We start from the raw sequence: 26,227 nt of genomic DNA, 5'->3' as shown, positions 1-26,227 counted from the left end.
GAAGGGAAGCGCAGCGCGCCGCATGCGACGAAAGCATCACCCCTTCAATCGCTCCGCGTGCCAGTGCAGGTGATCCCCCATGAAGGTCGAGATGAAATAATAGCTGTGGTCATAGCCCGGCTGCCGTCGCAGCGTCAGCGGGATGTTGGCCTTGCTGCAGGCGGCCTCCAGCAGCTCGGGACGCAATTGCTCCTTCAGGAAATTATCGGCCTCGCCGACATCGACCAGGAAGCCGGAATATTTTGCGCCGTCCTCGATCAGCGCCACCGTGTCATGGTTGCGCCACGCGTCCTTGTTCGGGCCGAGATAGCCCGTCAGCGCCTTGATGCCCCAGGGCACCTGTGAGGGCGCCACGATCGGCGCAAACGCGCTCGCCGCGCGATAACGGTGCGGATTACGCAATGCCACCGTCAGCGCGCCGTGGCCGCCCATGGAATGGCCCATCACCGATTGCCGCTTGGCGTCGACGGGAAAATTTCCCGCCACCAGCTTCGGCAGCTCGTCGATGACGTAGCTCCACATCCGATAGTTGCGCGCGAACGGCTCTTGCGTCGCATCGACATAGAAGCCGGCGCCGAGGCCGAAATCATAGGCATTGTTGGCATCGCCCGGCACGTCGGGCCCGCGCGGTGAGGTGTCGGGCGCAACGAAGATCAGGCCGAGCTCGGCGCAGGTTTTGCGGAATTCGCCCTTCTCGGTGACATTGGCATGGGTGCAGGTGAGGCCGGAGAGATACCAGACCACGGGAAGCTTGGCGCCCGCGGCATGCGGGGGAACATAGACCGAGAATACCATGTCGGTTCCGGTCGAAGCGCTCGCGTGGCGGTAAACGCCCTGCACGCCGCCATAGGATGTATTGGTCGCGACAGTTTGAATCGTCATGCCTTAAGCTCCGGTGGCATCTCACCACATCAACATTGCAACGCTTGTGTGACCGAATTTGTGCGGGCGCGCCAGTCCGCTGACCAGTCAGGCGACACCGCTGTCGATCGCCAATCGCACCAGCTCGACCGAGGTCTTCACACCTAGCTTCTGTCGCATGATCGACGATGTGTTGGCCACCGTCTTGTAGGACGATTGCACCAGCCAGGCGATCTCGGACAGGCTCTTTCCGGCGCTGAGAAGCCGCAGGATCTCCATCTCGCGCGCATTCAGCTTGGAGAGCGGGCTTTGCGCCAGCGCAGGTCCGGCAAAGGCGATGCTGCGCGCGATCGCGCTCGGCAGGTACGTGCCGCCGCTTCCGACAGTGCGGATCGCCTCGACGAGGTCGTCGGGATCGCCGGTCTTGGACACGTAGCCCTTGGCGCCGCATTCGATCGCGCGCGCGGCGAAAGCGGGGTCGTCGTTCATGCTGAACATGATGATGCGGGCCTCGGGCGCGCGCTCGAGCAGGCGGCGCGCCAGCTCGAAGCCGGAAACGGTCGGCAGGTTGATGTCGATGACGCAGAGGTCGGGGCGCTCGACGATGAAGACGCACTCGCCGTCTTCGGCGTCGGCGGCCTCCAGGATCTCGATCTCGCCCTCGTCGGCTAGCACGGCACGGCAGCCGGAGGCGACAATGGGATGATCGTCGACGATCAGAATGCGCATAGGCGTTCCCCGTAACAGCCTCGGCCTGTTTTGCGCCGCATGATACCGGACAAGAGAGCCGTGCGCGTCTCATGTCGCCTCATGCAACCCGGCCGGGATTGCTGTACGCTTTCGATTAGATATCGGGCGCTTCGCCTCTGTCAACGTCATCGGACAGGCGCGGGCTAGGCTTCGCAAGGCACAGGCGACACCAATGTGGCAAAATCTTTCCCTGCGCGCGCGCATTAATGTGCTGCTGGCGCTGCTGCTGGCGCTGGGGCTCGCCGTCAATATCGGCCGCCAGGTCGCGGAAGCAGGTCCCCGCGTGCAGGCCGAGGACCAGAGCGTGATCCGGCTCGCGCGCGAATTCATCGAGATGATCGTGGCCGATCTCAACGAGGCGCCCGATCCGGACGCGCGGCTGAACCAGATCGCGCGCGATCTCAGCCGCCTGCGCCATGTCAGCATCGCGCTGCATGATGCCGGCGGGAACCCGCTGACGCCGCCCCGACCCGATGCGGATGACGATACGCGCGCCCCGCCGGCCTGGTTCGTCAGCCTGGTTCATCCTGAGCAGACCGCGGTCAGCGTGCCCGTCTCGATCCATGGCAAGCCCGGCTCGCTCCGGATCACCTCGCACCCCGACGACGAGATCGCCGAGATCTGGGATGGCATCATGACCCAGCTCGAGGTCGGCTCGGTGATCGCGCTGGCGCTGTTCCTGGTGATGATGACGGTGGTCGGCCGGGCGCTCGCGCCGCTCCAGTCATTGTCGCAGGCCATGGCCGAGCTCGAAGGCGGACACTATGAGGCACGCGCTGTGCCGGGCGGCGCGCCGGAGCTTGCCGCGATCTGCACCAAGCTCAACCACCTTGCGGCTACGCTCGGAGAGGCGGTCGAGGACAAGCGGCGCCTCGCCGAGCGCACGGTGTCGCTCCAGGACGTCGAGCGCAAGGAGATCGCGCGCGAGCTTCACGACGAGTTCGGGCCCTATCTGTTCTCGCTGCGCGCGCATGCCAGTGCGTTGGCGAAGCTCGCGGATGGGCGCGCCCCGAGCGCGGATGCCGTGCGAAAACATGGCGGCGCCTTGCTGGAGCAGATCAACGCACTCCAGCAGTTCACGCGCCGTGTGCTGGAGCGCTTAAGGCCCGTCGGCCTTGCCGAGCTCGGCCTCGGCCAGGCGCTCGAATCGCTGTCGCGGCTGTGGCGGGAAGCGCATCCCGACGTCACCATCGAAACCACGATCTCGCCGGAGCTGGGCGCAACCGGAGAGACCGCCGACCTCACCATCTACCGCGTCGTGCAGGAGGCGCTCACCAACGTGTTCCGTCACGCCGGCGCGACCGCGGTCAATGTCGTCATCGAGCCCGTCGACCAGCTCACGCGCGATGGCCGCTCCTGTGCCCGGGTGCGGGTGAGCGACAACGGCCGCGGCATGGAGCCGGGCCAGAAGCTCGGCTTCGGCCTCGTCGGCATGCGCGAGCGGATTCTGGCGCTGGGCGGCACGCTCAACGTCGTTTCCGGCGACGGCGGTTTGACCGTGGAGGCGCTGGTGCCGACAGCGGCGGCCTGATCGCGTCGCAGGCAATCGGGAAGAATTCCCGATTTGATCGGGAAAACGGGTGCGGATATCGCCCGACCTTTTGTGGCTGGCGCGCTCGCTGCTGCCGATTACACTCGTCTCGACCAAACGGCGAAAATCAAAACAGCCGGTGGTCACGGATGGGAAGGCGGGGATGGGCAAGCATCTTTGGGTCAAGCGTCTTTGGTTCAAGCGTCGTGTGTTGATGGCCTCGGTGTCGACGGGGCTGCTGTCTGGGTTGGTCGCCGCGAGCCCTGCCGAAGCCGCACAGGACGAGCAAACCAACGTTCAGAACCTGCCGCCGGTCGAGGTGGCGGCGCCGCCGCCCTCGGCCACCAGGCGCACCGCGCCGTCGCGGCCGGTCGCGCGCGCGGGGGCAGCCGCCTCGAACCGCCCCAAGACACGCATCTACGTCTATCCGACCTCGCCGGGCACCGGCCGAGGTCTCGACGTCGACAAGGTCCCGTCGGCGATCAACGCGGTCGATGCCAACCAGATCAAGCGCACCGGCTCGCTCAACGTCACCGACGCGCTGCGCGACAACATCGCCGGCGTCAACATCAGCGAGGTCACCGGCAATCCGTTCCAGCCGGATGTCGAATTCCGCGGCTTTGTCGCCTCGCCGGTGACGGGCACGCCGCAAGGCCTCGCGGTGTACCAGAATGGCGTGCGTATCAACGAGGCCTTCTCGGACGCCGTCAACTGGGACCTGATCCCGACCGCCGCGATCAGGTCGGTGACGCTCGTGACCAACAACCCCGCCTTCGGCCTCAACGCGCTGGGCGGCGCGATCAACCTGCAAATGAAGGACGGCTTCACCTATCAGGGCGCCGAGCTCGATCTGATGGGTGGCTCGTTCGGCCGCATCCAGGGTTCGGCGCAATGGGGCAAGCAGGTCGAGAAGAACTACGGCGTCTACGCCGCGCTCGAAGGCCTGCACGACAACGGCTTCCGCAATTTTTCTCAATCGGACGTGCGGCGCTTCTACGGCGATGTCGGCTACAAGGCCGGCGACAGCGAATTCCACGTCAATATGGGCCTCGCCAAGAACGACTTTGGCGCCAGCGCCACCGTTCCGGCCGAACTCCTGGATAAATATTGGGGTGCGACCTACACCACGCCGCAGATCACCTCCAACCGCGTCGGCTATCTCAATCTGACCGGCAAGGTCGACGCGACGCCGACCTGGACGCTGGAAGGCAACGCCCATGTGCGCAGGTATGAGCAGAAGCTCGTCGACGGCAACCCGACCGACGTCGGCGAGTGCACCGGCGACGCGACGCTGCTGTGCTTCGGGGACGGCGCGACACCGGCGAACGGCGTAAACGGCCTTCAGCTCGCCAATCCCTTTGCTCCGGGAACGATCTTCGGCGAGATCGACCGGAGCTCGATACGTTCCACCACTTTCGGCGTGTCGGGGCAGGCTACCAACACCGATCAATTGTTCGGGCACGACAACCGATTCGTGATGGGCGCGACCTATGACGCCAGCGTCACGCGCTACAACGCCACAGCCGAGATCGGCTCGATGGGAGAGAACTACGTCGTCAGCGGCAGCGGTATCTTCCTGGGGCCAACCGGCACGCCTGACACCGGTCTTGCCGGTCCCGTCTCGCTGCGGACCGTCAACCAGTACAACGGCCTGTACGCGATGGACACGTTCAACGTCACGGATGCGTTCGCCATCACCGGCGGCGGCCGTTTCAACGTGGCGCGCATCTCGCTGGAGGATCAGCTCGGCACCGCGCTCAACGGCGATTACACCTTCACCCGCTTCAATCCCGTCATCGGCGGCACCTACAAGATCACGCCGGAGCTGACGGCCTATGCCGGCTATTCCGAGGCCAACCGCGTGCCGACGCCGCTCGAGCTCGGCTGCGCCGATCCGAACAATCCCTGCCTCATCGCGGCGTTTCTCGTCTCTGATCCGCCGTTGAAGCAGGTCGTGTCCAAGACCGTGGAAGCCGGCCTGCGCGGAGCCAAGGAGCTGAACATCGGCACGCTCGGATGGAAGATCGGCGGCTTCCGTGCCACCAATTATGACGACATCCTCGCCATTCCCGTTCCGGGCCGCACCGGCTTCGGCTATTTCTCCAATGTCGGCCGTACCAGGCGGCAGGGGCTGGAGGCCGAGGTCAACATCAAATCGCCAACGCTCCAGTTCCAGGCGAGCTACGCCTTCGTCGACGCGCGCTTCCTCGACGCGTTGACGCTCGGCTCCAACAGCCCGTTCGCAGATGGCGACGGCAACATCCAGGTCTCGCCCGGCAACCAGATCCCCGCGATCCCGCGCCACCGCGTCAAGCTCGGCGTCGACTATTCGGTGACCGATGTCTGGAAGGTCGGTGGCAACGCGATCTTCGTCTCCAGCCAGTACCTGGTCGGCGACGAGTCCAACCAGTATGCGAAGCTGCCGTCCTATACGGTGTTCAATCTCCACACCTCCTACCAGGTGAGCAGGAACGTCCAGCTCTACGGCCGCGTCGACAACATCTTCGACAAGCGCTACGCGACCTACGGACAGTTCTTCGACCGCGAAGCCTTGCCCAACTTCGCCAATGGCGGCGCCGACTTCAACGACCCGCGCTCGCTTAGCCCGGCAAGGCCGCGCGCGTTCTATGCGGGGATGCGGGTGACGTTCTAGCTGCGTCGAGCTGCAATTGCCTGTGCCTGGGCTGAGAGCGGGGGCAGGGCGGGAAAGTCCATGCGCCGCACCGCCGCGCGGACGGCTTGCATAAAATATCCTGCTTCCGGCATCATGCTGCCGGAGGCTCGCTCTGCCGTGGCGTTGAAAAATCCGGACGCAGTCGCCGCGATCGTTGCGGCGCTTCGACACGTTTACGGGGATGAGGTCGCGCGCCTTATGCTCGTCGAGGGCATGAGTCTCGCCAACTTGATCGATGCAATGTTTTCCGCGTCTTTGACCCACCGCGAGGCTGTGAAAGCAATCACCGACGGACTGGACGATTTCGTCATTTCGCCTGATCTCGGCGGCGTGTGGCACCTCAAATACATTTATGGAGACCAGCCCGGCTCCCTGCATGTCGTGGACATGGAGATCGCGACCCCGAATGGCGTGCTGGCGAGCAGGGATATCTGGCTTCGTCTGTCTTCCTAGGGAGGGCGGAGCGTTGCATCTCTTCTCTGGGCCAGCATTGCCGAGATCTATCGCGCCGCGCCCCCCGACGGGACGTGCGGCCGGCTTTCGTTCTACCTTAAGCCGATTGACACATTGTTCATGATTTGTTCTTATGTTCGCCGTCCTGTCAAGGAGCGAGCCATGGACAACCGAATCAACGAAATCCGTAAAATTATCAGAGCGTTACGCGTCAGCATGCGCGAAGCTGAGGCGATCATGCACGAACAGATCAACCGGGACGAGGATTGCACCTTCGTCGCCCAGGAGGTCATGAAGATGCGTGTCGTCATGAGCGGTCTGGTCCAGGAGCGGACCGCCCTTGGTGACACCGACCCGATCGTCGTCGCCAGCCTCTTCATTCCACGCCGGCGGCCGACGCCATCGCGCGTTCGTCTCGAACCGCGCCGTCTTGTGCCACCGCGAGAGATGGCACAGGCATGAAGGGAGAGGGGCTAACCTATTTCTCCGACATGCAGGAGCCGCCGGAGTTTCTGAAGGCTCTTGATCATGCACGGCGGCTGTCTTGCTATGAGGGATGGTGCCGGATGCACATCGAGGCGATCCAGGTCGCGATCGATCAATACGCGGAGGCAGCTCTCGGCAATCGCGAGTTCTTCCTCAACAAGCCGCACAGTATCGGCGGGAGTCGGAGGAACGGCGACGTGCCGTGAGATTGAGTGGCGTCCGGCGCGCAGCCGAAGCTTGGCGACCCATTGCCCTTTACCGATCGGAAACCATAGAAAATGATCTGAAAACTTTAACGAAACTGTTCGGCTGTCTCCGCGTCGGTTCACCGGAGGGCCCGTCTGATGACAGAGCACCAATTAAGAGAGCAGGAATTCCAGATCGCGCGTTACAGGCGTTTGGAGCGCGAAGTCACCGATCCGCTGGCCGTGGGTCTGCTTCACATCATTATTGAAGATCTTGAAGCCGGGCTGCGCGAGGACCATCCGGATTGGCACGGGAGGCGTGATTAACGCTTTGTTAGTGCTGATCATGCGGATGATCAGCGTGGGAATACAGGGGAGACTGCTCCCATGCTGAAGGACGGTACCTACGCGGCGTGGTACAAGACGCCGCTCGACCAGGGCACCGGGATCGTCCATGTCGCTGATGGTCAGATCTGGGGCCGCGACAGCCTGATGACGTATCACGGCTCCTGCAAGATCGACGGCGATCGCTTCACTGCGACGGTGCTGACGAAGCGTCATACCGATGGACGCGCAACGGTCTTTGGCGTCAACGATGAACTCACGTTGGAGATCGAGGGGACGTGCCCAGGCAAGATCGCGACTTACACGGCGACGGCAGGACAGGCGCCGGGCGTCGTCCTGCAGGGAACGCTCATTCTGACGGAACAGCCGCAGCCGGCGCCTGAACGAACCGGGCAGGTCCCACCGTTCAATCCCGACAAGCTTCCAAAGCTGCCGAAGCGCTCGCGCTGATCGCGGTGCGCTCCATGTTCCCAAGACGGAGCTACGCCAGCAATCCGTCGAGGTCGGAATAGATGACGTCGGCCGTACGCTGATAATGCTGCTGAAGCAGCCGCACGGCCTGCTCGCTGTCCTTGGCGAGAACTGCCTGAAGGATGTCACTGTGCTCGGCGCCGACCTTGCGCGCCGGATAGGCCTTCGCAATCGACATCATGCGATAACGGTAGAGCCGGTCGGCGAGCTGCTCGCAGAAGCCAAGCAGCGGCCGTGAACCGCAAAGACCGATCAGCGTCGCGTGAAACGCGCGATGCACCTTCTCCCAGTCCGGATTGTCCTCGAATATGTCGGGCTTGAGCGAGCGCGGCATGCGGTCGAGCCGGTGATGCGCCACCAGCAGAGCTTCCTCCCAGCTCTGGGTCGCATTCTGCATGGACTCGCGAAGCGCGAGGCCCTCGACCCAGCACCTCGTCTTGGTCAGCTCCTGGAGCTCCTCCTTGCTGACTTCCTTTACATAGAAGCCGCGCTGCTCCATGCCGACGACGAACTCTTCGGTCGTCAGGCGGTTGAGCGCCTCGCGCAGCGGGGTCTGCCCGACATTGTACTGCTCCATCAGGAAGCGCGATTGCAGCTTGCGTCCGGGCTCCAGCCGCGTGGTCAGGATGTCGGCCTTGAGGCGTGCGTAGATCGTGGTCGCCAGCGTTGCCGGCTGGTCCGCCTTCTGGCTTGGCAGGTCAGAGCTCATGGGCATCCCATCGGAATCTCGGCACTTGTGTACATTAGCAGAGCCAGGCGCAATTATTTATAAATTTTGGCTTTACGATCGATTTTGTACATATTAAGGAATTGGCGTTCGCGTCCCCCGACAAGGAAGCTCCATGTCCGACTTTCCGGTAGCGGCCCTGCGCAGCGTCGAGATCACGACGCCGCACCTCGCCGGTTCGGTCGATTTCTACACGGGGGTCTGGGGCCTCGACGTTGCGGCGGAAGTGGATGGCACCGTGTACCTCGCCGCAACCGGCAGCGACTTCCACGTTCTCGAGCTCACGCCGGGTGAGGCGACCTCGCTTCGCAAGGTCAGCTTCCGCGTCCGCTCTCTTGAGGATCTGCATCGTCTGTTCGCGCGTGCGCGGCAAGCCGCCTGTGAGGTGATCAGTTCGCCCGCGCCATCGTCTGCGCCGTCGGGCGGGATGGGTTTTATCGTTCGCGAACCGCAGGGATGCGCCATGGAGTTCGTCCATGGCGATCGGACCAAGCCCGCCCGCGTGATCGCCGATCGCCCCGAGCGGCTGGCACATGTCAACATCAACAGCGCCGATATCGAACAGCTCTCGGCCTTCTATCAGGATGTTCTGGGCTTTCGGCTGTCGGACCGGTCGAAGCTGATGGCGTTCCTGTGTTGCAACAGCGATCACCACGCGATCGTGCTTGCGGAGGCCTCTCGCAACGGCCTCAATCACGTTGCGTTCCTCATGCCGGATCTGGAGTCCGTGATGCGCGGCTCCGGTCGCATGGTCGATCACGGCTATCCGATCGGCTGGGGCGTCGGCCGTCACGGCCCGGGCGACAACGTGTTCGCCTATTTCGTCGATCCCGCCGGTGCCGTCATCGAATACACCGCCGAAGTCCTGCAGATCGACGACAGCTATGTCGCGAAAGGTCCAGCCGATTGGGTCTGGCCGCCGGGACGAACCGATCAGTGGGGCATCGCTCCGCCCAAATCTGACGCCTGCAAGACAGCGCAGCTCGCAATTCCCTTCACGACGGCGCGCGCATGACGGAAGCGGCCGCCACCGACCATGACGTGCTCGTCGTCGGCTTCGGGCCGACTGGCGCCGTTGCCGCGGGCCAGCTCGGCCGCCTCGGTCATCGCACGCTGGTGATCGACCGTCTCACCGACGTCTATGACAAGCCGCGCGCGATTGCACTCGATCACGAGATTTTTCGGCACTTCGACAATATGGGCCTTGCTGAGGCGATCGCACCCCATGTTGAGCCCTTCACCGCATCGGAGCATTTTGGCGTCGACGGCCAATTGATCCGGCGCATCGACATGGTCACAAAACCCTATCCGCTCGGCTACACGCCGAGCATGGTGTTCAGCCAGCCCGCGGTCGAGGCCGAGCTGCGCCGCCACGCGACAAGCTTTTCCAATGTGCGCACCGAGCTCGGCGTCGAGCTGATTGATCTCGTTCAAACCTCCGATCGTGTCGAAGCAAAGTTGAAGGAAACCAACGGAAAGCGCCGTTCCGTGACCGCGCGCTATGTGCTCGGCTGCGACGGCGCCTCGAGCAGAGTGCGCGAGATCGCAGGATTTGGGCTCGAGGACCTCATCTTCGACGAACCCTGGCTCGTGGTCGACGTGCGCGTGAAGGAGAGCGCGCTTCACAAATTGCCGCAATGCTCCGCACAATTCTGCAATCCGGCGCGCCCCGTCAGCTTCCTGATCGGCCCGAAGAATCACCGCCGCTGGGAGATCATGCTGCTGCCCGGCGAGGACGCGAGGCAGATGGAGCGGCCGGAGAATGTCTGGAAGCTGCTCGCGCCCTGGCTCACACCGCAGGACGGCGACTTGTGGCGGGCGGCCTCCTATCGTTTCCACGCCCTCGTTGCCAATGATTGGCGCAACGGCAGAATCCTGATCGCCGGCGACGCCGCGCATCAGCAGCCTCCCTTCATCGGCCAGGGCATGTGCCAGGGCTTGCGTGATGCAACAAATCTCGTCTGGAAGCTGGATCGGGTGCTCAATGGCCTGTCCTCCGCCAGCCTGCTCGACAGCTACACAATTGAACGCAAAGCCCACGTCATCGAGTTGACCGGCAAGATCAAGGCGATCGGCCAGTCGATCTGCGAACGCGATCCCGTCGCGGCCCGGCGGCGTGATGCGCACATCCTGGCCGAAGGCGGCGGCAAGCCACTCCAGATCACGCGGCAGGAGATCATTCCACCGCTGCGCGCTGGCCTTATTGCAAATCACGAAGGGCCGGCGCGTGGCAGTCTGTTTCCACAGCCGCGCATCGCAAGCGCTGGCACGGTCCGCTTGCTCGATGAGGTGACAGGACCAGGCTTGCGCGCATTCGTCGACGGCCGCCGCCTTGACGCCGCCGTTCTCCTCGCTCTCTGCACCGCGCGCCCGGACCTGTTTTCCGCGGCCATCGCACCTGCCGGCTCCGGCACACCCGATGCGCTCCAGGAGACCGAGGGCGTGCTCGCGAACTGGTTCGACCGTCACGATGTCATCGCCGCGATCGTGCGGCCCGATCATTACGTTTTCGGCACGGCGCGCGACGCCGCCGAACTCGGCGATCTCCTGCGCGAGATCGAGATGCGTCTGCACGACGTCCCGGCCGGGCGAGACAGCCACAATTTTGATCCGACAATGGAGAGAACACCGTGAAACTGGCAACTGTAGCGATCGACGGGCGCACCACCTGGGGTTTGGTCGAAGGCGAGACTTTTTTCGATGCCGGTGCTGCGCTCAAGGCGCGCTACGCCGACCTCAAGGCCGCCATCGATTCGTCGCTGGCCGGCGTTGCGGATGCAAAATCCGCGGCGACTGCCGTTCCGGTCTCCAAGGTCAAATGGCTGCCGGTCATCCCGAACCCGGACAAGATCCTGTGCGTTGGCCTGAACTACGAGACCCATCGCAAGGAGACCGGCCGCGCCGAGGTCGAGCATCCCACCATCTTCTCGCGCTACGCCAACAGCCAGACCGGACATTTGCAGCCGATCGTTCGGCCACGCGTCTCGACCGACCTCGATTTCGAGGGTGAGCTTGCTGTCATCATCGGCAAGGCCGGCCGCTACATCTCGCGCGCGGACGCCATGGACCATGTCGGCGGCTATTCCTGCTACAATGACGGCAGCATCCGCGACTTCCAGCGCCACACGCATCAGTTCACGCCGGGCAAGAATTTTCCTGATACCGGCGCATTCGGGCCCTGGATGATGACGCCAGACGAGCTCGGTCCGCTCGGCGAGCTCAAGCTGGAAACTCGCCTCAACGGACAGATCGTGCAGGAAGCGCGGATCAAGCAGATGATCTTCGATATTCCGCGCCAGATCGAATATTGCTCGACCTTCACGCGGCTCGAGCCCGGCGATGTCATCGTCAGCGGAACGCCGGGTGGCGTCGGTGCGCGGCGCGAGCCGCCGCTCTGGATGAAGCCCGGCGATGTCGTCGAGATCGAGGTCGAACGCCTCGGCGTGCTCAGGAATGTCGTCGCAGACGAGACCTGATCGAACGGCCGCAGCAGGCATCGACCTGCGGCGTGTGAACGACCAATAAAAGCCCGCAAAGAGGCATCTCCAGGGAGGAACACCATGTCCGGACTATCCCGTCGTCTGCTGCTCGCCGGCGTTGCGCTTTGCTGCTCTCTTCCGGCCTTCGCGCAGTCCTGGCCGCAGAGGCCCGTGACCGTCGTCGTGCCGCAGCCGGCGGGCAATAGCCCCGACGTGATGTGCCGCCTCATCACCGAAAAACTCTCGCGCATCTTCGCGCAGCAGTTCATCGTCGAGAATCGTCCGGGTGCGGCAAACCTCGTCGGCACGCAGTCGGTCGCCCGTGCGGCGCCAGACGGCTACACATTCCTGTTCGCCACATCGGCGGCGCTCGTCACCAACCCCTACACGTTCAAGAAGCTCCCCTACGATCCCGTGAAAGACTTCGTGCCGGTCGCGATGGTGGCCAAGAGCAACCACGTCCTTCTCGTCAATCCCGAAGTGAAGGCCAGTACGCTGCCTGAATTGATCAAGCTCGAAAAATCGGCGCCGGGTTCGCTAAGCCTCGCCGTCGACGGTGCGCGCAACCTCTCGGGCCTGATCGCTCAGGCCATCAACAAGAGCGCCGGGACCGGCTTTGTCCTCATCCCCTACAACACGACCACGAATGCGGTGCAGGACGCCATCTCGGGCCGTATCCAGGTGACGATCCAATCGGCATCGATCGCCGAGGCCTTCATCAAGGCAGGGACGCTGCGACCGGTTGCCGTTGCCGGAGCCAAGCGGATCGACTCCCTGCCGGACGTTCCTGCGATTGCGGAGACGCTGCAAAGCGTCGATCTCCAGGGCTGGTTCATGTTCATGGCCCCGGTCGGTACGCCCGCCGACATCGTCGAAAAACTGAGCGCCGAGATTGCACGCGCCCTGGAATCGTCCGATGTGCGCGACCGCGCGCCCACCCTCGGCTTCGATGTCGGCGTCGGCGATGCCGTGACGACAGCGGGCGCAAAGCGTTTCCTCGACGACCAACTCGCCTCGTCCGGCAAGATCATTCAGGGGCTCGGCATCGAGCCGGAATAGGAGCCGCCGGAGCGGGGCGTTCTTCTGCATTTTTGCATCCGCAAATCCCGTCACCGCCGCTTCCCAAATCTACCGCCAGCCGTCATTGTGCCGCCGCACCAGCATCGCCTTCGGAGCAGCATCAATGTCGGACAAGGTTTCGCGTCGCCAGTTTGCCAAGCTGGCGGGATTGTCCGCGGCCGGAATGGCAAGTCCCTTGGCAAGTCCTCTGGAGGTCGCGGAGGCCAAGCCGCCATTGGGCCCGCGCGTGAGCAACGGCTTTCCGGCGGGCTTTGTCTGGGGCACGGCGACCTCGTCCTATCAGGTCGAGGGCGCGGTCAACGAGGACGGGCGAGGGGTCTCGATCTGGGACAAGTTCGTGCGCATCCCCGGCAAGATCGAGGACGGCTCGACCGGCGACCGCGCCAACGATCACTATTCCCGCTACAGGGAAGACATCGCGCTCATCAGGGATCTCGGCTGCAAGGCCTATCGCTTCTCGATCGCCTGGCCGCGGGTGTTTCCGGACGGCGACGGCAAGCCGAACCCGAAGGGGCTCGACTTCTACAACCGCCTCGTCGACGAGCTCCTGAAGAACGGCATCGAGCCGTGGGCGACGCTCTATCACTGGGACCTGCCGCAATCGCTCCAGGACCGTTTTGGTGGCTGGCGCTCGACCGAGACCTGCAAGATCTTTGGCGACTATGCGGGTTATGTCGCCGAGCGCCTGACCGATCGCGTCAGGAACGTGTTCACACTGAACGAGAGCGGCCGCTTCGTGCAGTTCGGTTATGGCCTTGGCATCGATGCGCCCGGCGTGACGCTGCCGCAAGGAGAGGTCAATCAGGTCCGACACAACAGCGCGCTCGCGCATGGCCTCGCGGTGCAGGCGGTGCGCGCGCGTGGCCGTCGCGGCACCCGGATCGGGCCGGCGGAGAATATCGATGTCTGCGTTCCCGCGCTCGACACGCCCGAGCATGTCCGCGCCGCCGAGATCGCGCTGCGCGAGATGAATGCCGGCTATCTCAACGTCATCATGACGGGCCAGTATACCGACGCCTTCCTGAAATATGCGGGGGCCAATGCGCCGAAATACACCGATGCCGAGCTGAAGATCATCTCCTCGCCGGTCGACTTCCTCGGCCTCAACATCTACGCGCCGCAGAACTACGTGGTGCCGTCTGACCAGGGCGCGGGCTTCATGCCGCTGCCGATCCCGAAATCATTCCCGCATATGAACTCGGACTGGCTCCGCGTCGCGCCGGAGACGATCTACTGGGTGCCGAAGCTGGCGGCCAAGATCTGGAAGACGGACGCGATCTATATCAGCGAGAACGGCACCTCCGGCGACGACGTGGTCGCGCCCGACGGCAAGATCTACGACACCGACCGCATCATGTATCTGCGCAACTATCTCGCGCAGCTCCAGCGCGCCACCGCCGAAGGCGTGCCGGTGCGCGGCTATTTCCTCTGGAGCCTGATGGACAACTTTGAATGGGTGTTCGGGCTCAGCAAGCGCTTTGGGCTCTACCACGTCAATTTCGACACCCAGGTCCGCACGGCGAAACTCAGTGCGAGCTATTATCGCAACGTGATCGCGAAGAACGCGGCGGGGGTGTAGCGACGTTAAGGAACGAGATTTCGCTAGCTCCGCTCCTCCTGCTTTTATTTGGCATGTCATTGTTGGAGCTCATGCCCGAGTCGCATCTCCGGATGCATTGACCAGCCCGGTACGATTGTTAGGCGATCATCAATGAAACTCGACCTTAGTGATTGGATATTCCTCGCTGTCTCGATAATTTTGTACGCTGGCTATATGTTTGCAAAAAGACGCTATCCGCGCCTTGAAATACCGCCGGTCGCTCCATTTTGGTTTTCTGCTGCTTTCTTGGCAGTTGCGGTTGCGTTCAGAATTGGAATCGACTTCATCGATCTTGTCGAGCCGGGAGCTGATCGCGCAACGGTTGATCTCTATTTGCTGATGATCACTTCGCTGTCCTATCTTGCTGCTGCTACTTCAGCACTCATGTCATTCAACACTCTGTATAATGTCCAGCGCCAACGCGCTTTTCCACGATGGAGGGCATGTGCGATACGTTTGCTCGACGTAATATTGCCGTTGAAGATGGCGCCAGGCGATCCGTCCATAAAACACACAATTGGGACGGCTCTTATTTCTTACGCACTGGTCATTTATACGTTTGCGCTGCTGTTTGAGGTGTCCTGTCGTATCGATCCAAGAGCATTTAGCCAGCAGCTCGACCTAATCGACGCCCTGTACTTCAGTATCGTAACGATTGCGACGGTCGGTTACGGTGATATTACGCCGGTCGCAAAAGGTGCTCGCATCATCACAAGTGTGGAGATCATGCTGGGCGTTATGTACCAAATTTTCTTCTTCTCTATTTTAGCAGCCATTGCCCGGGTATCGTCAACGGAGGACCGACGATCCTAATAGAGAGGTCGGTTGATCTGGTTGATTGCTGTCTGCGACCGGGCTGCCCCGAGTAGGTGCCTGCGAGAGCTTCACCGCAGCGTGTCATCGCGAACAACGCGGCGGGGGTGTAAACTCTGCGCCTCTCCCCGCTAGCGGGGAGAGGCCGGAATTTGCGACAGCAAATTCCGGGTGAGGGGGACTCTCCGCGTGTCCATCTGCCTCCGTCCTTGCCGAAGCTCCCCCTCACCCGGATTTTCCGCTGCGCGTGAAATCCGACCTCTTCCCGCAAGCGGGGAGAGGTGAAGGGAGCACCGCGCATTGACTCCACTCGCCCCCTGATTCAAAACCGTCCTCAACACCGATAACAAGAGGACAACGCCAATGACCGACGCACTCATCATCGATGCCTGCCGTACCCCGCGGGGCGTCGGCAAGGCCGGCAAGGGAGCACTCTCCGGCATCCACCCGCAACAGCTGGGCGCAACCGTGCTGCGCGCGCTGGCCGATCGCACCGGCATCAATACGGCCGACGTCGACGACATCGTCTGGGGTTGCAGCGCGCAGGTTGCAACGCAAAGCGGCGATCTCGGCCGCATGTCGGCGCTCGACGCCGGCTACGACGTTCGCGCCAGTGCGGTGACGCTGGATCGTTTTTGCGGCTCCGGCATCACCAGCGTCAACATGGCAGCAAGCTCGATCATGTCGGGCAGCGAAGACCTCGTCATCGCCGGTGGCTGCGAGATGATGTCGATGGAAGGACGTCGCGGCGGCAGCGGTCCGATGATGATGGACTCGGGTAATCTGCGCCTGCGCGCGCGGCATCCGCAGTCGCATCAGGGCGTCTGCGCCGATGCGATCGCGACGATGGAAGGCATCGCGCGGCGGGATGTCGATGCGCTCGGTCTCGAAAGCCAGAAGCGCGCGGCGCAGGCGATTGCCGGCGGTCACTTCAAGAAGAGTCTCGTGCCCGTTCATCGCGAGGACGGCAGCCTCGCGCTCGACCATGAAGAGTATCCGCGGCCGCAGACCACGATGGAGGGCCTCAGTGCGCTGAAGCCTGCATTCCCGGCGATCGCCGACTATGCCCTAGACGACAAGGGCACCACCTATCGTGGCCTCATCCTGCAGAAATATCCTGATCTCAACATCGACTTCGTGCATCACGCCGGCAATTCGTCCGGCGTCGTCGACGGCGCCGCTGCGATCCTTCTGGCTTCACCGTCTTACGCGAAGGCGCATGGCCTTAAAGCCCGCGCCCGCGTGGTGGCGATGGCCAACATGGGGGACTCGCCGACCCTGATGCTGAATGCGCCGGTGCCTGCGACGCGCAAGGTGCTGGCGAAGGCGGGGCTCACCATCGACGACATCGATCTGTTCGAGATCAACGAGGCCTTCGCTGTGGTCGCGGAAAAATACATCCGCGACCTCAAGCTCGACCGCGCCAAAGTCAACGTCAATGGCGGCTCGATCGCGCTCGGCCATCCCATCGGCGCCACCGGTTCGATCCTGATCGGCACCGTGCTCGACGAGCTCGAACGGCGCGACCTCAAGCGCGGTCTCGTCACCATGTGCGCGGCCGGCGGCATGGCTCCGGCCATCATCATCGAGCGCATTTAGCCTTCTTTCTTCACCTCTCTCCGTGAGAACGGGGAGAGGGAGAGCACCTGCAGACGTGGCTGCGGTGCGATCTGCCCCTTATTTTCTAGGGTGAAACGTGCTCCGCCTCGCACAAAGAGGCCGGTCGTCGCTTGTCGAACGCCGCGAATCAGCTTTAGCAAGGCAGCGTGCGGGCCTTTGAAACAAGGTAAAATCCGCTGCCCGAGGCTTCTCCCGCTCCGGAAGTAGCTAAAATGCAGGGTTTTTTGCCACAGAGGGCCAAAAAAGCCCGTAAAACCGCGACAAAACTGTACAGAAGGCTATAGGCCTTCAACGGTTGGTCTAATATGCAACCGGCAACGAATCAGAGGAGACACGATGCCAGCCCAAATGTCCAAATCGCAGTTGATCGAAAAGATTGCGACCGCCACCGAGCTTTCCAAGCGCGACGTCAAGAGCGTCATGGAGACGCTGACCGACGTCGGCCACAAGGAGCTCAAGAAGAACGGCCTGTTCCTGGTGCCGGGCTTCGCCAAGTTCGTGGTCATCAAGAAGCCCGCGACCAAGGCGCGCAAGGGCACCAACCCGTTCACGGGTGAAGAGATGATGTTCAAGGCCAAGCCGGCCCGGAAGATCGTCCGCGCCCGCCCGGTCAAGGCTGCCAAGGACGCCGTGGCCTGATAACGCAAAGGCCCCCTCGCAGGAGGGGGCCTTTTATGTTCGACGACCGCGAGGGCTGAAGCGGAGGGGTTCAGCCCTTGCGGCGCCTGACCCGGACCGGGACCGGCTGAAGCCGCGGCTCCGGTACCGCAAGCGCATCGCGCACCCGGTCGATGGCACGATCGAGCAGCTGGCGCAGCCGCTGCGTTGTGCGCGATCTCTTCGCTTTTTCCAGCAGTTTCTTCATCGCCTTCACTCCGCTGCTTCGACCTTCGCACCGACTTTCGCACCGACCTGGGCCTCGACCGGTTCGAGCGCAGCCGCAATGGCCTCGTCGACGCGCTCCAGCCAGATGAACTCGAGGTTGTCCCGCGCGCTCTTCGGGATGTCGTCGTAATCCCGCTTGTTGCGCGCCGGCAGCATCACCCGCTTCAATCCGGCAGCGGCCGCAGCCACCACCTTCTCCTTGATGCCGCCGACCGGCAGCACGAGACCACGCAGCGAGATCTCGCCGGTCATCGCCGTGTCGCTGCGCACCGTGCGGTTGGTGAGCAGGGACGTCAGCGCGGTGAACATCGCAACGCCCGCGCTCGGTCCGTCCTTCGGGGTTGCGCCCGCGGGAACGTGAACGTGGATGTCGCTCTTCTCGAACAGCTGCGGATCGATGCCGAGCTGCGTGGCCTTGCTCTTCACCAGCGTCAGCGCCGCCTGCACGCTCTCGCGCATGACCTCACCGAGCTGGCCGGTCAGGATCATGCCGCCGCGGCCGGGCACGCGCGAGGCCTCGATAAACAGGATGTCGCCGCCAACCGGCGTCCAGGCGAGGCCGGTGGCCACGCCCGGAATGCTGGTGCGCTGCGCGATCTCGCCTTCGAAGCGCGGCTGGCCGAGCACCGTGGCGATGTCCTTGGGCGTCACCACGACCTTCGCAGCCGAGCCTTCGGCGACCTGCACCGCAGCATGGCGGAACACCTTGCCGATCTCGCGCTCCAGGTTACGCACGCCGGCCTCGCGGGTATAACCCTTGACGACCAGCTTCAGCGCCTCCGGCTCGATCTCGGCCTGCTCGGCCGAGAGGCCATTGGCCTCCAGCTGCCGCCGCACCAGATAGCGCTTCGCGATCTCCAGCTTCTCGTCCTCGGTGTAACCGGTCAGGCTGATCAGCTCCATGCGGTCCAGCAGCGGGCCCGGAATCTGGTCCAGCATGTTGGCGGTCGCGATGAACACCACGCGCGACAGGTCGAAGGGCACGCCCAGGTAATTGTCGCGGAACGTCCCGTTCTGCTCGGGGTCGAGCACCTCCAGCATGGCGGCCGAGGGATCGCCCTGCACGCCACGGCCCATCTTGTCGATCTCGTCCAGCATCATGACGCAGTTGCGTGCGCCCGCCTTCTTGATGCCCTGGATTATGTTGCCGGGCAGCGCGCCGATATAGGTGCGCCGGTGACCGCGGATTTCGGCCTCGTCATGCACGCCGCCGAGGCTGACGCGCACGAAGGGGCGATCCATCGCGCGGGCGATGGATTGTCCCAGCGAGGTCTTGCCGACGCCGGGCGGGCCGACGAAGCACAGGATCGGCGCCTTGCCCTGCGGCGCCAGCTTGCGCACCGCCAGATATTCGATGATCCGGCTCTTGATCTTCTCCAGGCCGAAATGGTCGGCATCCAGGATGCGGCGCGCTTCCTTGATGTCGATCGGCTTCTCCGCGGGCAGCGCCCAGGGCAGCTCGATCAGCCAGTCGAGGTACGTGCGGACCATGCCGGATTCACCGGCAGCCTCCGGCATGCGCTCGTAGCGGCGCAGCTCTTTCCTCGCGTGCGCGTCCGCCTCTGGCGGCATGTTGGCCTTGGTGATGGCAGCCGTCAGCTCGGCGACCTCGGCCGCCTTGCCGTCGCCTTCGCCGAGCTGGCGCTGAATGGTCGCCATCTGCTCGCGCAGGATCGCCTCGCGCTGCCGTTCGTCGAAGGTGGCGCGGGTCTTCTGGCCGATCTCATTGCTGATGCGCAGCACCTCCAGCCGCTCGGCCAGATGCTTCGACACCTTCTCGACGCGCAAGGCGAGGTCGATGGTTTCCAGCACCTCCTGCTTGTCCTGCGGCTTGATGTCCATGAACGAGGTCGCCAGGTCCGCCAGCGCGCCGGGCGCAGTGGTGCTCTGGAACATCGCGACCAGCTCGGGCGGCGCCTGCGGCAGCAGCTCGATCGCCTCGATCGCCTGGCGCTGCAGGTTCAGCGCGCGCGCCTCGATCTCGGGCGAGCTCGTGGTCGGCTCCGGAATCTGCTGGAAGCGCGCGGCCGGGAACGGTGTCCCCGGCAGGAAGTCGAGGATGCGCGCGCGCTGCACGCCCTGGCAGACGATGTGATGGGTGCCGTCGGGTGCGGTGATGTAGCGCACGATGTTGGCGATGGTCGCGACCCGGTAGAGGTCATCCGGCCCGGGCTCCTCGATCTCGGGGCTGCGTTGCAGCACGATGCCGACCGGCCGCTGCTCGCGCAGAGCCTGCTGCGCGGCGGCGATGGACTTCGCCCGGCCGATCGCGATCGGCGCGATGGCGCCGGGAAACAGCACCATCTCGCGCACGGGAATGATGATCAGTGCGTCTTCGGGGATCTTCACGTCAGGATTCGTCTGTTCGGTATTCATCTGTTCGGTGGCCATGATCGACCTCAGGATTTGGCGAGGCGCAGCGCGACGCAGCCGTCCATCACGAAGCGGCTGATGGCGTAGCGGCCAAGGGGCAATGCAATGCGGCGCTCGAAACGCCCCTGCGGCAGTTCGAGCCGGTGGATGCGGGCGTTGCGAAGCTCCGGCGGGAGCGTGCGCTGGCCGGAGATGACGAGCACGCCGTCAAGGATGACCGTCTCGACATTGTCAGGATTGACGCCGGGAAGCGCGACCAGGATCAAAAGCTCATGCTCGGTCTCGAGCACGTCGATCGGCGGCTCCCAGCAGGCTTCCTGGCGGCCGAACTGCTGCCGCAGCCGTTCAGCGCGGGTCAGCGAGTCCAGGGCTTCGGACAGCATCCAGTCGAGGGGATTTTTCGGTTGCATGGCAAAACTCGGGGGAAGGCGCTGCGGTTGGAAAACGAGGATATGGGGACCGTTCCCCAAAATTCCAGCATCGCGCGTTGGGAGCATGCCTGCCTTTCGAACCGGAAGAGGCCCTTGCAGTCAGACGCATCGACGCCGCGAAAGATGTTCCGCGGCGTCGAAGGCGACAGTGAGGCACGACACCGATCAGGCGGCGGCGCGATATTCCTCTTCCGCTTCGAGGTTGATGACGGAGATGGCGAGCTCGGTCAGCGTGTGGTCGGTCGCCTCTTCCTCATCCAGCGTTGCCTGGAGCAGCCTTGCCGCCTCCGGCATGCCGAGCTCCTCGGCCCAGGTGCGCAGCGTGCCGTAGCGGGAGATCTCGTAGTGCTCGACGGCCTGCGCCGCGGCGAGCAGGCCGGCGTCGAGGGCAGGAGCGTTCTTGAAATCCTTCATGATCTCGGCGCCCTCGTCGGTGATGCCGTTAATGGCTTCGCACGGCTTGCCGCGTGCCGGCTTGTCCAGCATCTTGAAGATCTGCTCCAGACGTTTGACTTGGCCCTGCGTCTCCCGCAGATGCTTGGTGAAGGCCGCGGAGAGCTGCTTGGAGTGAGCCGCCTTGGCCATCTTCGGCAGCGTCTTGATGATCTTGTTCTCGGCGTAATAGATGTCCTTCAGCGTCTCCAGAAACAGGTCGCTCAACATCTTCGGCGCCTGACGCGGGCGGCGCGCCGCGGTCTTTTTCGCGTTCGCACGTTTCTTTGCTTGTTTAGCCATAAATCCTCCTCTTGAGGCGACACGGGAAGGCGATGCCCTCCTCAATCCTCGCGCGACCAAGACTCTGCGAGGGCAAATGTTCCTCGCGAAGGCCTCCTCGAGCCGCTATGGATTGCGGCTGCACCTCGCGTGAGACCCAGCCGCATGCTCGATTTCGCCTTGTCCGCCTTCGTGACGCTGCTGCTGGTGGTCGATCCCGTCGGGCTTGCGCCGGCCTTCCTGGCCGCGACCGGGGGCATGCCCGACACGGTCAAGCGCACCATCGCGCTGCGTGCGCCGCTGATCGCGGCCGCGATCCTGGTCGTGATCGCGCTGGCCGGAAACTGGCTGCTGCGCCAGCTCGGGATCGGCATTCCCGCCTTCCAGATCGCAGGCGGGCTGCTGCTGTTCGGCGTCTCCTACCAGATGATCTTCGGCGACCGTCCGCATCGTGAGGCCCGCGAGGCCGACAAGGCCACGGCGGAGCATGCCTCCGACGTCGCGGTATTCCCGCTCGCCATCCCGATGATGGCCGGTCCCGGCGCGATTGCGACCACATTGCTGCTGACGGGTGATGCCGGCTACGGGGCGAGGCTCGCGATCATCATCGCGGTCGTCGCCTCCGTCTGCCTGCTCTGCATGCTGTGCTTCGTCTCAGCTCACCTGATCGCGCGCACCCTCGGCCGCACCGGAAATGCCGTGCTCTCGCGCGTGCTCGGCATGCTGCTCGCGGCCTATTCGGTGCAGTTCGTCATCAACGGGATTGCGGCCGTACGGGCGAGCTTTTCGTAGGACCGCGATATCAGGCTAATTTATTGATTTTAAGTCATATTTCCGGGCTTGGCGGGGCCGCGGGCAAGACTGTGCCTGATCCTGGCCGCTTTCGCTTGCACTGCCACATTGCTTTGACGTACTCCCGGTCTAACAAACGCCCATTGCCCATAAGTCGAGATGAAATCGGGATGTTGGTGACAGCGGACGAGCTCGCCAGGAGAGAGGCCATCATCGACGCCTGCCGCCGCATGAACGCGCTCGGCATCAACCAGGGCACCTCGGGCAATATCAGCGTGCGGCATGGGGACGGGCTGCTGGTCACGCCGACCAGCGTGCCCTATGAGGCGATGACACCCGACCAGATCGTCTTCATGGCCATGGACGGCTCGCATGCGCCCAATCAGAAGCCGTCCAGCGAGTGGCGCTTCCACCTGGACATCTTGAGGGCCCGCCAGGACGTCAACGCCGTCGTCCACGCCCATCCGACCTATTGCACCATCCTGGCGATCATGGGCATGGAGATCCCACCCGTGCACTACATGATCGCGGCCGCCGGCGGTGACAGCATCCGCTGCGCGCCCTATGCCACCTTCGGCACGGCGGAACTGTCCGAACATGTGGTGCGGGCGTTGGCAGACCGGCTCGCCTGCCTGCTTGACCATCACGGTATGATTGCGGTCGGCAAGACGCTGGACAAGGCGATGTGGCTCGCCGTCGAGGTCGAGACGCTGGCGCGGCAATATCACGGTTGTCTCCAGATCGGAAAACCGCCGCTGCTGTCGAGTGCCGAGATCGAACGGGTCCGCCAGCGCATGGCCGGCTACGGCATGTCGGAAGGTTAGGGCAGGCGGTGTTCGCGCGGATCAGACACATCACCGATCGCAAGGGATCGAACCGCGTCATGGTTCGCCTGCGCGCGCTGTTGCGCAGCAACGAGTTCTACCTGATCCCGCTTGCGCTCGTGATCGGCACTTTGGCCGGCGCCATCGTGACGCTGATGGCCGAGATCGCGCAGATCGCTCATATGGTCATCTACGGCATTCCCGTCGACGTCCGCCTGTCCGCCAACGCGCGCGTCAGCCCCTGGGCCGCGCTGCTTGCGCCTGCGCTCGGCGGGCTGGCGCTCGGCATCATGGAATGGTCGCGGCGGCGGATGAAGATCTCCAGCGCGGTCGACCCGATCGAGGCTAACGCGCTGCGCGGCGGCAATCTGTCGATGCGCGACAGCGTGGTGGTGTCGAGCCAGACGCTGATCTCCAACGGCTGCGGCGCCTCGGTCGGCCTCGAGGCCGGCTACACCCAGATCGGCTCGGGCATCGCCTCGTTGTTCGGCAAGTTCTTCAACCTGCGCCGCAACGATCTGCGCCTGATCGTCGGCTGCGGCGCTGCCGCGGCGATCGCAGCCGCGTTCGGTGCGCCGATCACGGGTGCCTTCTACGCCTGCGAGCTGATCGTCGGCGTCTATTCGGTCGGCAGCGCCGCGCCGATCCTGGCGGCCTCGCTCGCCGGCGCGCTGACGGCGCAATGGCTCGGCGGCGCGCCATATTCTCTGGAGATACCGAAGGTCAGTGCCGTCGGCGTCGAGCAGTATCTGGCGCTGATCGGGCTTGCGCTCGTCACCAGCGGCGTCGGCATCGCCGTGATGCGCTCGTCCTCGATGTTCGAGCGCCTGTTCAAATGGCTGCCGGTCTGGCTGCGCCCGGTGATCGGCGGCCTCATCGTCGGCGGCTTCGCCATCGTCACGCCGCAGGTGCTGGCGGCCGGCCACGGTGCCATGGTGCTCGATCTCTTTCACGACATGACGATCGGCCTGATCGCGCTGATCATCGCCCTGAAGGTGACGGCCTGCCTGATCTCGCTGGCCTCGGGCTTCCGCGGCGGTTTGTTCTTTGCCTCGCTGTTCGTCGGCAGCCTGATCGGAAAATTCTTTGCCGCGGTCCTCCTGCTCATCAGCCCGGAATTCGTCATCGATCCGCTGGTGGCGATGCTGACAGGCATGGCGACGCTCGGCGTCGCCATCGTCGGCGGCCCCCTGACGATGTCGTTCCTCGTGCTCGAGATGACCCGCAACGTCGACGTCACCGCCGTGGTGCTCGCCGGCTGCATCGTCACCTCGATCTGCGTGCGCTTCATGTTCGGCCACTCGTTCTCGACCTGGCGCCTGCATCTGCGCGGCGAGACCATCCGCAGCGCCAACGACGTCGGCTGGCTGCGCAATCTCACCGTCGAGCGGCTGATGCGCTCCGATGTCGGCAAGGTGCCGTCGACCACGACGATCGCCGCCGTGCGCCGCGAGTTCGCGCTGGGGTCGCGGCCCGGAATCGTCATCGTCAACAATGCCGACGAATATGTCGGTCTCGTGCTGCTGCCCGACCTGTTCTCTGGTGATCTCGATACCATCGCCGACGACATCCAGGTGATCGAGCTCGCCCGCCTGACCGAGATCGTGCTGATCCCGGAAATGAACGTGAAGTCGGCGATGGCCGTGTTCGACGAGGCCGAAGCCGAGATGCTGGCGGTGGTCGATTCCACCGACAGCCGCAAGGTGGTCGGCTTCCTGACCGAGACCTTCGCCCGCCGCCGTTATGTCGAGGAGATCGACAAGGCGACGCGCGGGGTACTCGGCGCGCTGTCCTAGAGCGCGACGAGATTGCGATGCATCGTCGTCGCGCTTCAGGTTGTCGTCGCGACTACGCTGGCCGGCTAGCGGCCCGGTTGAGCTGGTGACGCGACGAGGCAGGCCACGATCCTGCGGACCAGTGGCAGCACCATCAGCAACGTAGGAAAAGCGACCAGCCATGACAGCGCCCAGGCGCCCGGCCAGGTCGCGAGGAAGGCCGGGGTCGCGCCGAGGCTCCGCAGCGTCGAAATGACCGACACCACGGCGGTCATGAGGATGGACAGCACGAATGGCATCACGATCGGCGCATAGCGCGCCGGCAGTTTGCGAACCGCAATCATCTGATTTCTCTTGAGGAAAAGGACGCGTCAGTCACGTTGAACCCTGAAAAGTGCATCGATCCCGACGACGTCGGTTGATGCGTTGGTTCACGTCAAACGCTTACGGCGACCGAAAAACGGTGCGGCTGTTCATTATCCGCTCAGGTTGAGTGGCGCAAGCTGGATCAGGTCGTTCGGTTTACAATCGTTCAAAGCGTGGCAGATTGCCGCGATCATGAAACCATTTGAGTGGTTTGGGCGTTACAAATTGTTTGGTTATGTCAATTCGGGCGAGAACAGAGGAAAGTCAAAATGAGTGTTAGACCCATGATTTCCGCATCCGGCCGCAACGCGCTGGTGGCCGCGTTCGCAAGCCTCGCCCTGGTCGCGGCCTCCGCATCGCCGTCGGCTGCGGCTTCGACCACGCCGGCCCCGAAGGCCGCCGTCGCAGGCCAGGCCGCCACCGACTTCAGCGCCGCCAAGCGCCGGTATTATCGCCGCGGGCCGAACGGTGCCGCCCTTGCCATTATGGGCGCAGCCGCTGGCATCGCTGGCGCCGCGATCGCTGAAAGCCGGCGCCGCGATTATTACGAGAACCAGTATTATTATGATCGCGGTCCAGTCTACTATGGCGGCAACGGCTATTACGGCGGTGGTGGTTACCGGCAGCCTTATGCCGGCGGCTGGACTCCCGCCTATCGCCAGGATCCGCGCGTCTGGGGCGACCCGCGTTATTGATGCGCGTTGGCTGGGAGCAGTCCAGCACGTCTCAATTGACGAATAGGGGGTGGGGTTATGCGGAAGCTAACCCCGCCCTTCGTCTTTGCGAGCGCCGCTCCATCACCGTCACCCTGATGAGGTGGCCGCCTCCTCGGCGGCCCTCGAAGGATGACGGGGCTGGCGGTACGGCTTGTGTTGCCCGACGGGCAAAACACCCGCGGAGCAGTCAATCCCTCTTCGTAAAAATATTCCACTTTACCGAAATTCGGAAATGGCGTATGTGTCGCCCATCCCGGCTCATCCTTGAGGGGCGAT

27 protein-coding genes are annotated in these 26,227 nt (G+C 63.7%); 19 read left to right on the top strand and 8 right to left on the bottom strand.

Going from position 1 to position 26,227, the window contains the following annotated elements:
• Positions 1 to 36: 36 nt before the first annotated feature.
• Both fghA and AC1RR3_RS13435 read right to left on the bottom strand, forming a co-directional pair.
• Positions 37 to 882, bottom strand: a complete 846-nt coding sequence (fghA, locus tag AC1RR3_RS13440; RefSeq protein WP_492823242.1) for an S-formylglutathione hydrolase — start codon at positions 880 to 882, stop codon at positions 37 to 39.
• 87 nt (positions 883 to 969) lie between these two features.
• Entirely contained in the window at positions 970 to 1,590 is a 621-nt protein-coding gene (locus AC1RR3_RS13435; RefSeq protein ID WP_492823240.1) for a response regulator, read from the bottom strand.
• 193 nt (positions 1,591 to 1,783) lie between these two features.
• Between AC1RR3_RS13435 and AC1RR3_RS13430 the strand changes: the two genes are divergently transcribed.
• The 7 genes from AC1RR3_RS13430 (at position 1,784) to AC1RR3_RS13400 (ending at position 7,735) form a co-directional block, all read left to right on the top strand.
• Positions 1,784 to 3,142 carry a histidine kinase gene (locus AC1RR3_RS13430; protein ID WP_492823238.1) on the top strand — a complete coding sequence of 453 codons (1,359 nt, stop codon included), beginning with the start codon at positions 1,784 to 1,786 and terminating at the stop codon, positions 3,140 to 3,142.
• Between the two features lie 163 nt (positions 3,143 to 3,305).
• Entirely contained in the window at positions 3,306 to 5,795 is a 2,490-nt protein-coding gene (locus AC1RR3_RS13425) for a TonB-dependent receptor (RefSeq protein WP_492823236.1), read from the top strand.
• Between the two features lie 60 nt (positions 5,796 to 5,855).
• Positions 5,856 to 6,269 carry a hypothetical protein gene (locus AC1RR3_RS13420; protein ID WP_492823234.1) on the top strand — a complete coding sequence of 138 codons (414 nt, stop codon included), beginning with the start codon at positions 5,856 to 5,858 and terminating at the stop codon, positions 6,267 to 6,269.
• Between the two features lie 162 nt (positions 6,270 to 6,431).
• The gene (locus AC1RR3_RS13415) at positions 6,432 to 6,731 is read left to right on the top strand and encodes a hypothetical protein (protein ID WP_492823232.1); all 300 of its coding nucleotides are present in this window, start codon (positions 6,432 to 6,434) and stop codon (positions 6,729 to 6,731) included.
• On the top strand, positions 6,728 to 6,961 hold the full coding sequence (locus AC1RR3_RS13410) for a hypothetical protein (protein ID WP_492823230.1): 234 nt from the start codon (positions 6,728 to 6,730) through the stop codon (positions 6,959 to 6,961). Before AC1RR3_RS13415 ends, AC1RR3_RS13410 begins: the two co-directional genes overlap by 4 nt.
• 138 nt (positions 6,962 to 7,099) lie before the next feature.
• Positions 7,100 to 7,267, top strand: a complete 168-nt coding sequence (locus AC1RR3_RS13405; protein WP_492823228.1) for a hypothetical protein — start codon at positions 7,100 to 7,102, stop codon at positions 7,265 to 7,267.
• A gap of 60 nt (positions 7,268 to 7,327) precedes the next feature.
• Positions 7,328 to 7,735, top strand: a complete 408-nt coding sequence (locus tag AC1RR3_RS13400) for a hypothetical protein (protein ID WP_492823226.1) — start codon at positions 7,328 to 7,330, stop codon at positions 7,733 to 7,735.
• Between the two features lie 31 nt (positions 7,736 to 7,766).
• On the opposite strand, the gene AC1RR3_RS13395 is transcribed toward AC1RR3_RS13400, so the two are convergent.
• Positions 7,767 to 8,465 carry a GntR family transcriptional regulator gene (locus AC1RR3_RS13395; RefSeq protein WP_492823224.1) on the bottom strand — a complete coding sequence of 233 codons (699 nt, stop codon included), beginning with the start codon at positions 8,463 to 8,465 and terminating at the stop codon, positions 7,767 to 7,769.
• 133 nt (positions 8,466 to 8,598) lie between these two features.
• On the opposite strand from AC1RR3_RS13395, the gene AC1RR3_RS13390 reads away from it, so the two are divergent.
• The 8 genes from AC1RR3_RS13390 to AC1RR3_RS13355 all read left to right on the top strand — a co-directional run bounded on the left by AC1RR3_RS13390 (position 8,599) and on the right by AC1RR3_RS13355 (position 17,714).
• Positions 8,599 to 9,498, top strand: a complete 900-nt coding sequence (locus AC1RR3_RS13390) for a VOC family protein (RefSeq protein WP_492823222.1) — start codon at positions 8,599 to 8,601, stop codon at positions 9,496 to 9,498.
• Positions 9,495 to 11,117 carry a bifunctional 3-(3-hydroxy-phenyl)propionate/3-hydroxycinnamic acid hydroxylase gene (locus AC1RR3_RS13385; RefSeq protein WP_492823220.1) on the top strand — a complete coding sequence of 541 codons (1,623 nt, stop codon included), beginning with the start codon at positions 9,495 to 9,497 and terminating at the stop codon, positions 11,115 to 11,117. Before AC1RR3_RS13390 ends, AC1RR3_RS13385 begins: the two co-directional genes overlap by 4 nt.
• Complete coding sequence (locus AC1RR3_RS13380) at positions 11,114 to 11,959, top strand: fumarylacetoacetate hydrolase family protein (RefSeq protein ID WP_492823218.1); 846 nt, start codon at positions 11,114 to 11,116, stop codon at positions 11,957 to 11,959. The genes AC1RR3_RS13385 and AC1RR3_RS13380 overlap by 4 nt, the downstream gene beginning before the upstream one ends.
• An 84-nt stretch (positions 11,960 to 12,043) precedes the next feature.
• Entirely contained in the window at positions 12,044 to 13,021 is a 978-nt protein-coding gene (locus tag AC1RR3_RS13375) for a Bug family tripartite tricarboxylate transporter substrate binding protein (RefSeq protein WP_492823216.1), read from the top strand.
• A 124-nt stretch (positions 13,022 to 13,145) separates the two neighbouring features.
• Positions 13,146 to 14,621: a GH1 family beta-glucosidase gene (locus AC1RR3_RS13370; protein WP_492823214.1), complete on the top strand. Its 1,476-nt coding sequence runs from the start codon at positions 13,146 to 13,148 to the stop codon at positions 14,619 to 14,621.
• 132 nt (positions 14,622 to 14,753) lie between these two features.
• Complete coding sequence (locus tag AC1RR3_RS13365) at positions 14,754 to 15,455, top strand: potassium channel family protein (RefSeq protein ID WP_492823212.1); 702 nt, start codon at positions 14,754 to 14,756, stop codon at positions 15,453 to 15,455.
• A gap of 363 nt (positions 15,456 to 15,818) precedes the next feature.
• Positions 15,819 to 17,054: an acetyl-CoA C-acetyltransferase gene (locus AC1RR3_RS13360; RefSeq protein ID WP_492823210.1), complete on the top strand. Its 1,236-nt coding sequence runs from the start codon at positions 15,819 to 15,821 to the stop codon at positions 17,052 to 17,054.
• Between the two features lie 357 nt (positions 17,055 to 17,411).
• Positions 17,412 to 17,714, top strand: coding sequence for an HU family DNA-binding protein (locus AC1RR3_RS13355; RefSeq protein WP_008139488.1), 303 nt, complete (start codon positions 17,412 to 17,414; stop codon positions 17,712 to 17,714).
• A 70-nt stretch (positions 17,715 to 17,784) separates the two neighbouring features.
• Here the strand turns inward: AC1RR3_RS13355 and AC1RR3_RS13350 are convergent, their stop codons facing one another.
• The 4 genes from AC1RR3_RS13350 to AC1RR3_RS13335 all read right to left on the bottom strand — a co-directional run bounded on the left by AC1RR3_RS13350 (position 17,785) and on the right by AC1RR3_RS13335 (position 21,499).
• Complete coding sequence (locus AC1RR3_RS13350) at positions 17,785 to 17,940, bottom strand: hypothetical protein (protein WP_492823205.1); 156 nt, start codon at positions 17,938 to 17,940, stop codon at positions 17,785 to 17,787.
• Positions 17,941 to 17,945: 5 nt separating this feature from the next.
• A complete protein-coding gene (lon, locus tag AC1RR3_RS13345) occupies positions 17,946 to 20,351 on the bottom strand; it encodes an endopeptidase La (protein ID WP_492823203.1) in 2,406 nt (801 codons plus the stop codon).
• Positions 20,352 to 20,359: 8 nt separating this feature from the next.
• Positions 20,360 to 20,743 (bottom strand): Hsp20/alpha crystallin family protein, encoded by a 384-nt coding sequence (locus AC1RR3_RS13340; protein ID WP_008139483.1) that lies wholly within the window; start codon positions 20,741 to 20,743, stop codon positions 20,360 to 20,362.
• A gap of 186 nt (positions 20,744 to 20,929) precedes the next feature.
• On the bottom strand, positions 20,930 to 21,499 hold the full coding sequence (locus tag AC1RR3_RS13335; protein ID WP_492823201.1) for a YciE/YciF ferroxidase family protein: 570 nt from the start codon (positions 21,497 to 21,499) through the stop codon (positions 20,930 to 20,932).
• A 144-nt stretch (positions 21,500 to 21,643) separates the two neighbouring features.
• Here AC1RR3_RS13335 and AC1RR3_RS13330 point away from each other — a divergent pair, with 144 nt between their 5' ends.
• The 3 genes from AC1RR3_RS13330 to AC1RR3_RS13320 all read left to right on the top strand — a co-directional run bounded on the left by AC1RR3_RS13330 (position 21,644) and on the right by AC1RR3_RS13320 (position 24,890).
• A complete protein-coding gene (locus tag AC1RR3_RS13330; protein WP_492823199.1) occupies positions 21,644 to 22,270 on the top strand; it encodes a MarC family protein in 627 nt (208 codons plus the stop codon).
• A 170-nt stretch (positions 22,271 to 22,440) separates the two neighbouring features.
• On the top strand, positions 22,441 to 23,094 hold the full coding sequence (locus AC1RR3_RS13325) for an L-fuculose-phosphate aldolase (RefSeq protein WP_492823197.1): 654 nt from the start codon (positions 22,441 to 22,443) through the stop codon (positions 23,092 to 23,094).
• Between the two features lie 8 nt (positions 23,095 to 23,102).
• A complete protein-coding gene (locus AC1RR3_RS13320; protein ID WP_492823195.1) occupies positions 23,103 to 24,890 on the top strand; it encodes a chloride channel protein in 1,788 nt (595 codons plus the stop codon).
• Between the two features lie 65 nt (positions 24,891 to 24,955).
• Here AC1RR3_RS13320 and AC1RR3_RS13315 read toward each other — a convergent pair whose 3' ends face one another.
• Positions 24,956 to 25,213 carry a DUF2798 domain-containing protein gene (locus AC1RR3_RS13315; protein WP_492823193.1) on the bottom strand — a complete coding sequence of 86 codons (258 nt, stop codon included), beginning with the start codon at positions 25,211 to 25,213 and terminating at the stop codon, positions 24,956 to 24,958.
• 291 nt (positions 25,214 to 25,504) lie between these two features.
• Between AC1RR3_RS13315 and AC1RR3_RS13310 the strand changes: the two genes are divergently transcribed.
• Positions 25,505 to 25,930, top strand: coding sequence for a hypothetical protein (locus AC1RR3_RS13310; RefSeq protein ID WP_492823191.1), 426 nt, complete (start codon positions 25,505 to 25,507; stop codon positions 25,928 to 25,930).
• The last annotated feature ends 297 nt before the right edge of the window (positions 25,931 to 26,227 follow it).

It is taken from the genome of Bradyrhizobium sp. GW821-FHT13H05 (assembly GCF_058804065.1).
Note: the sequence above shows the minus strand (reverse complement) of the source record. Positions and strands in the feature narration are given on the sequence as shown.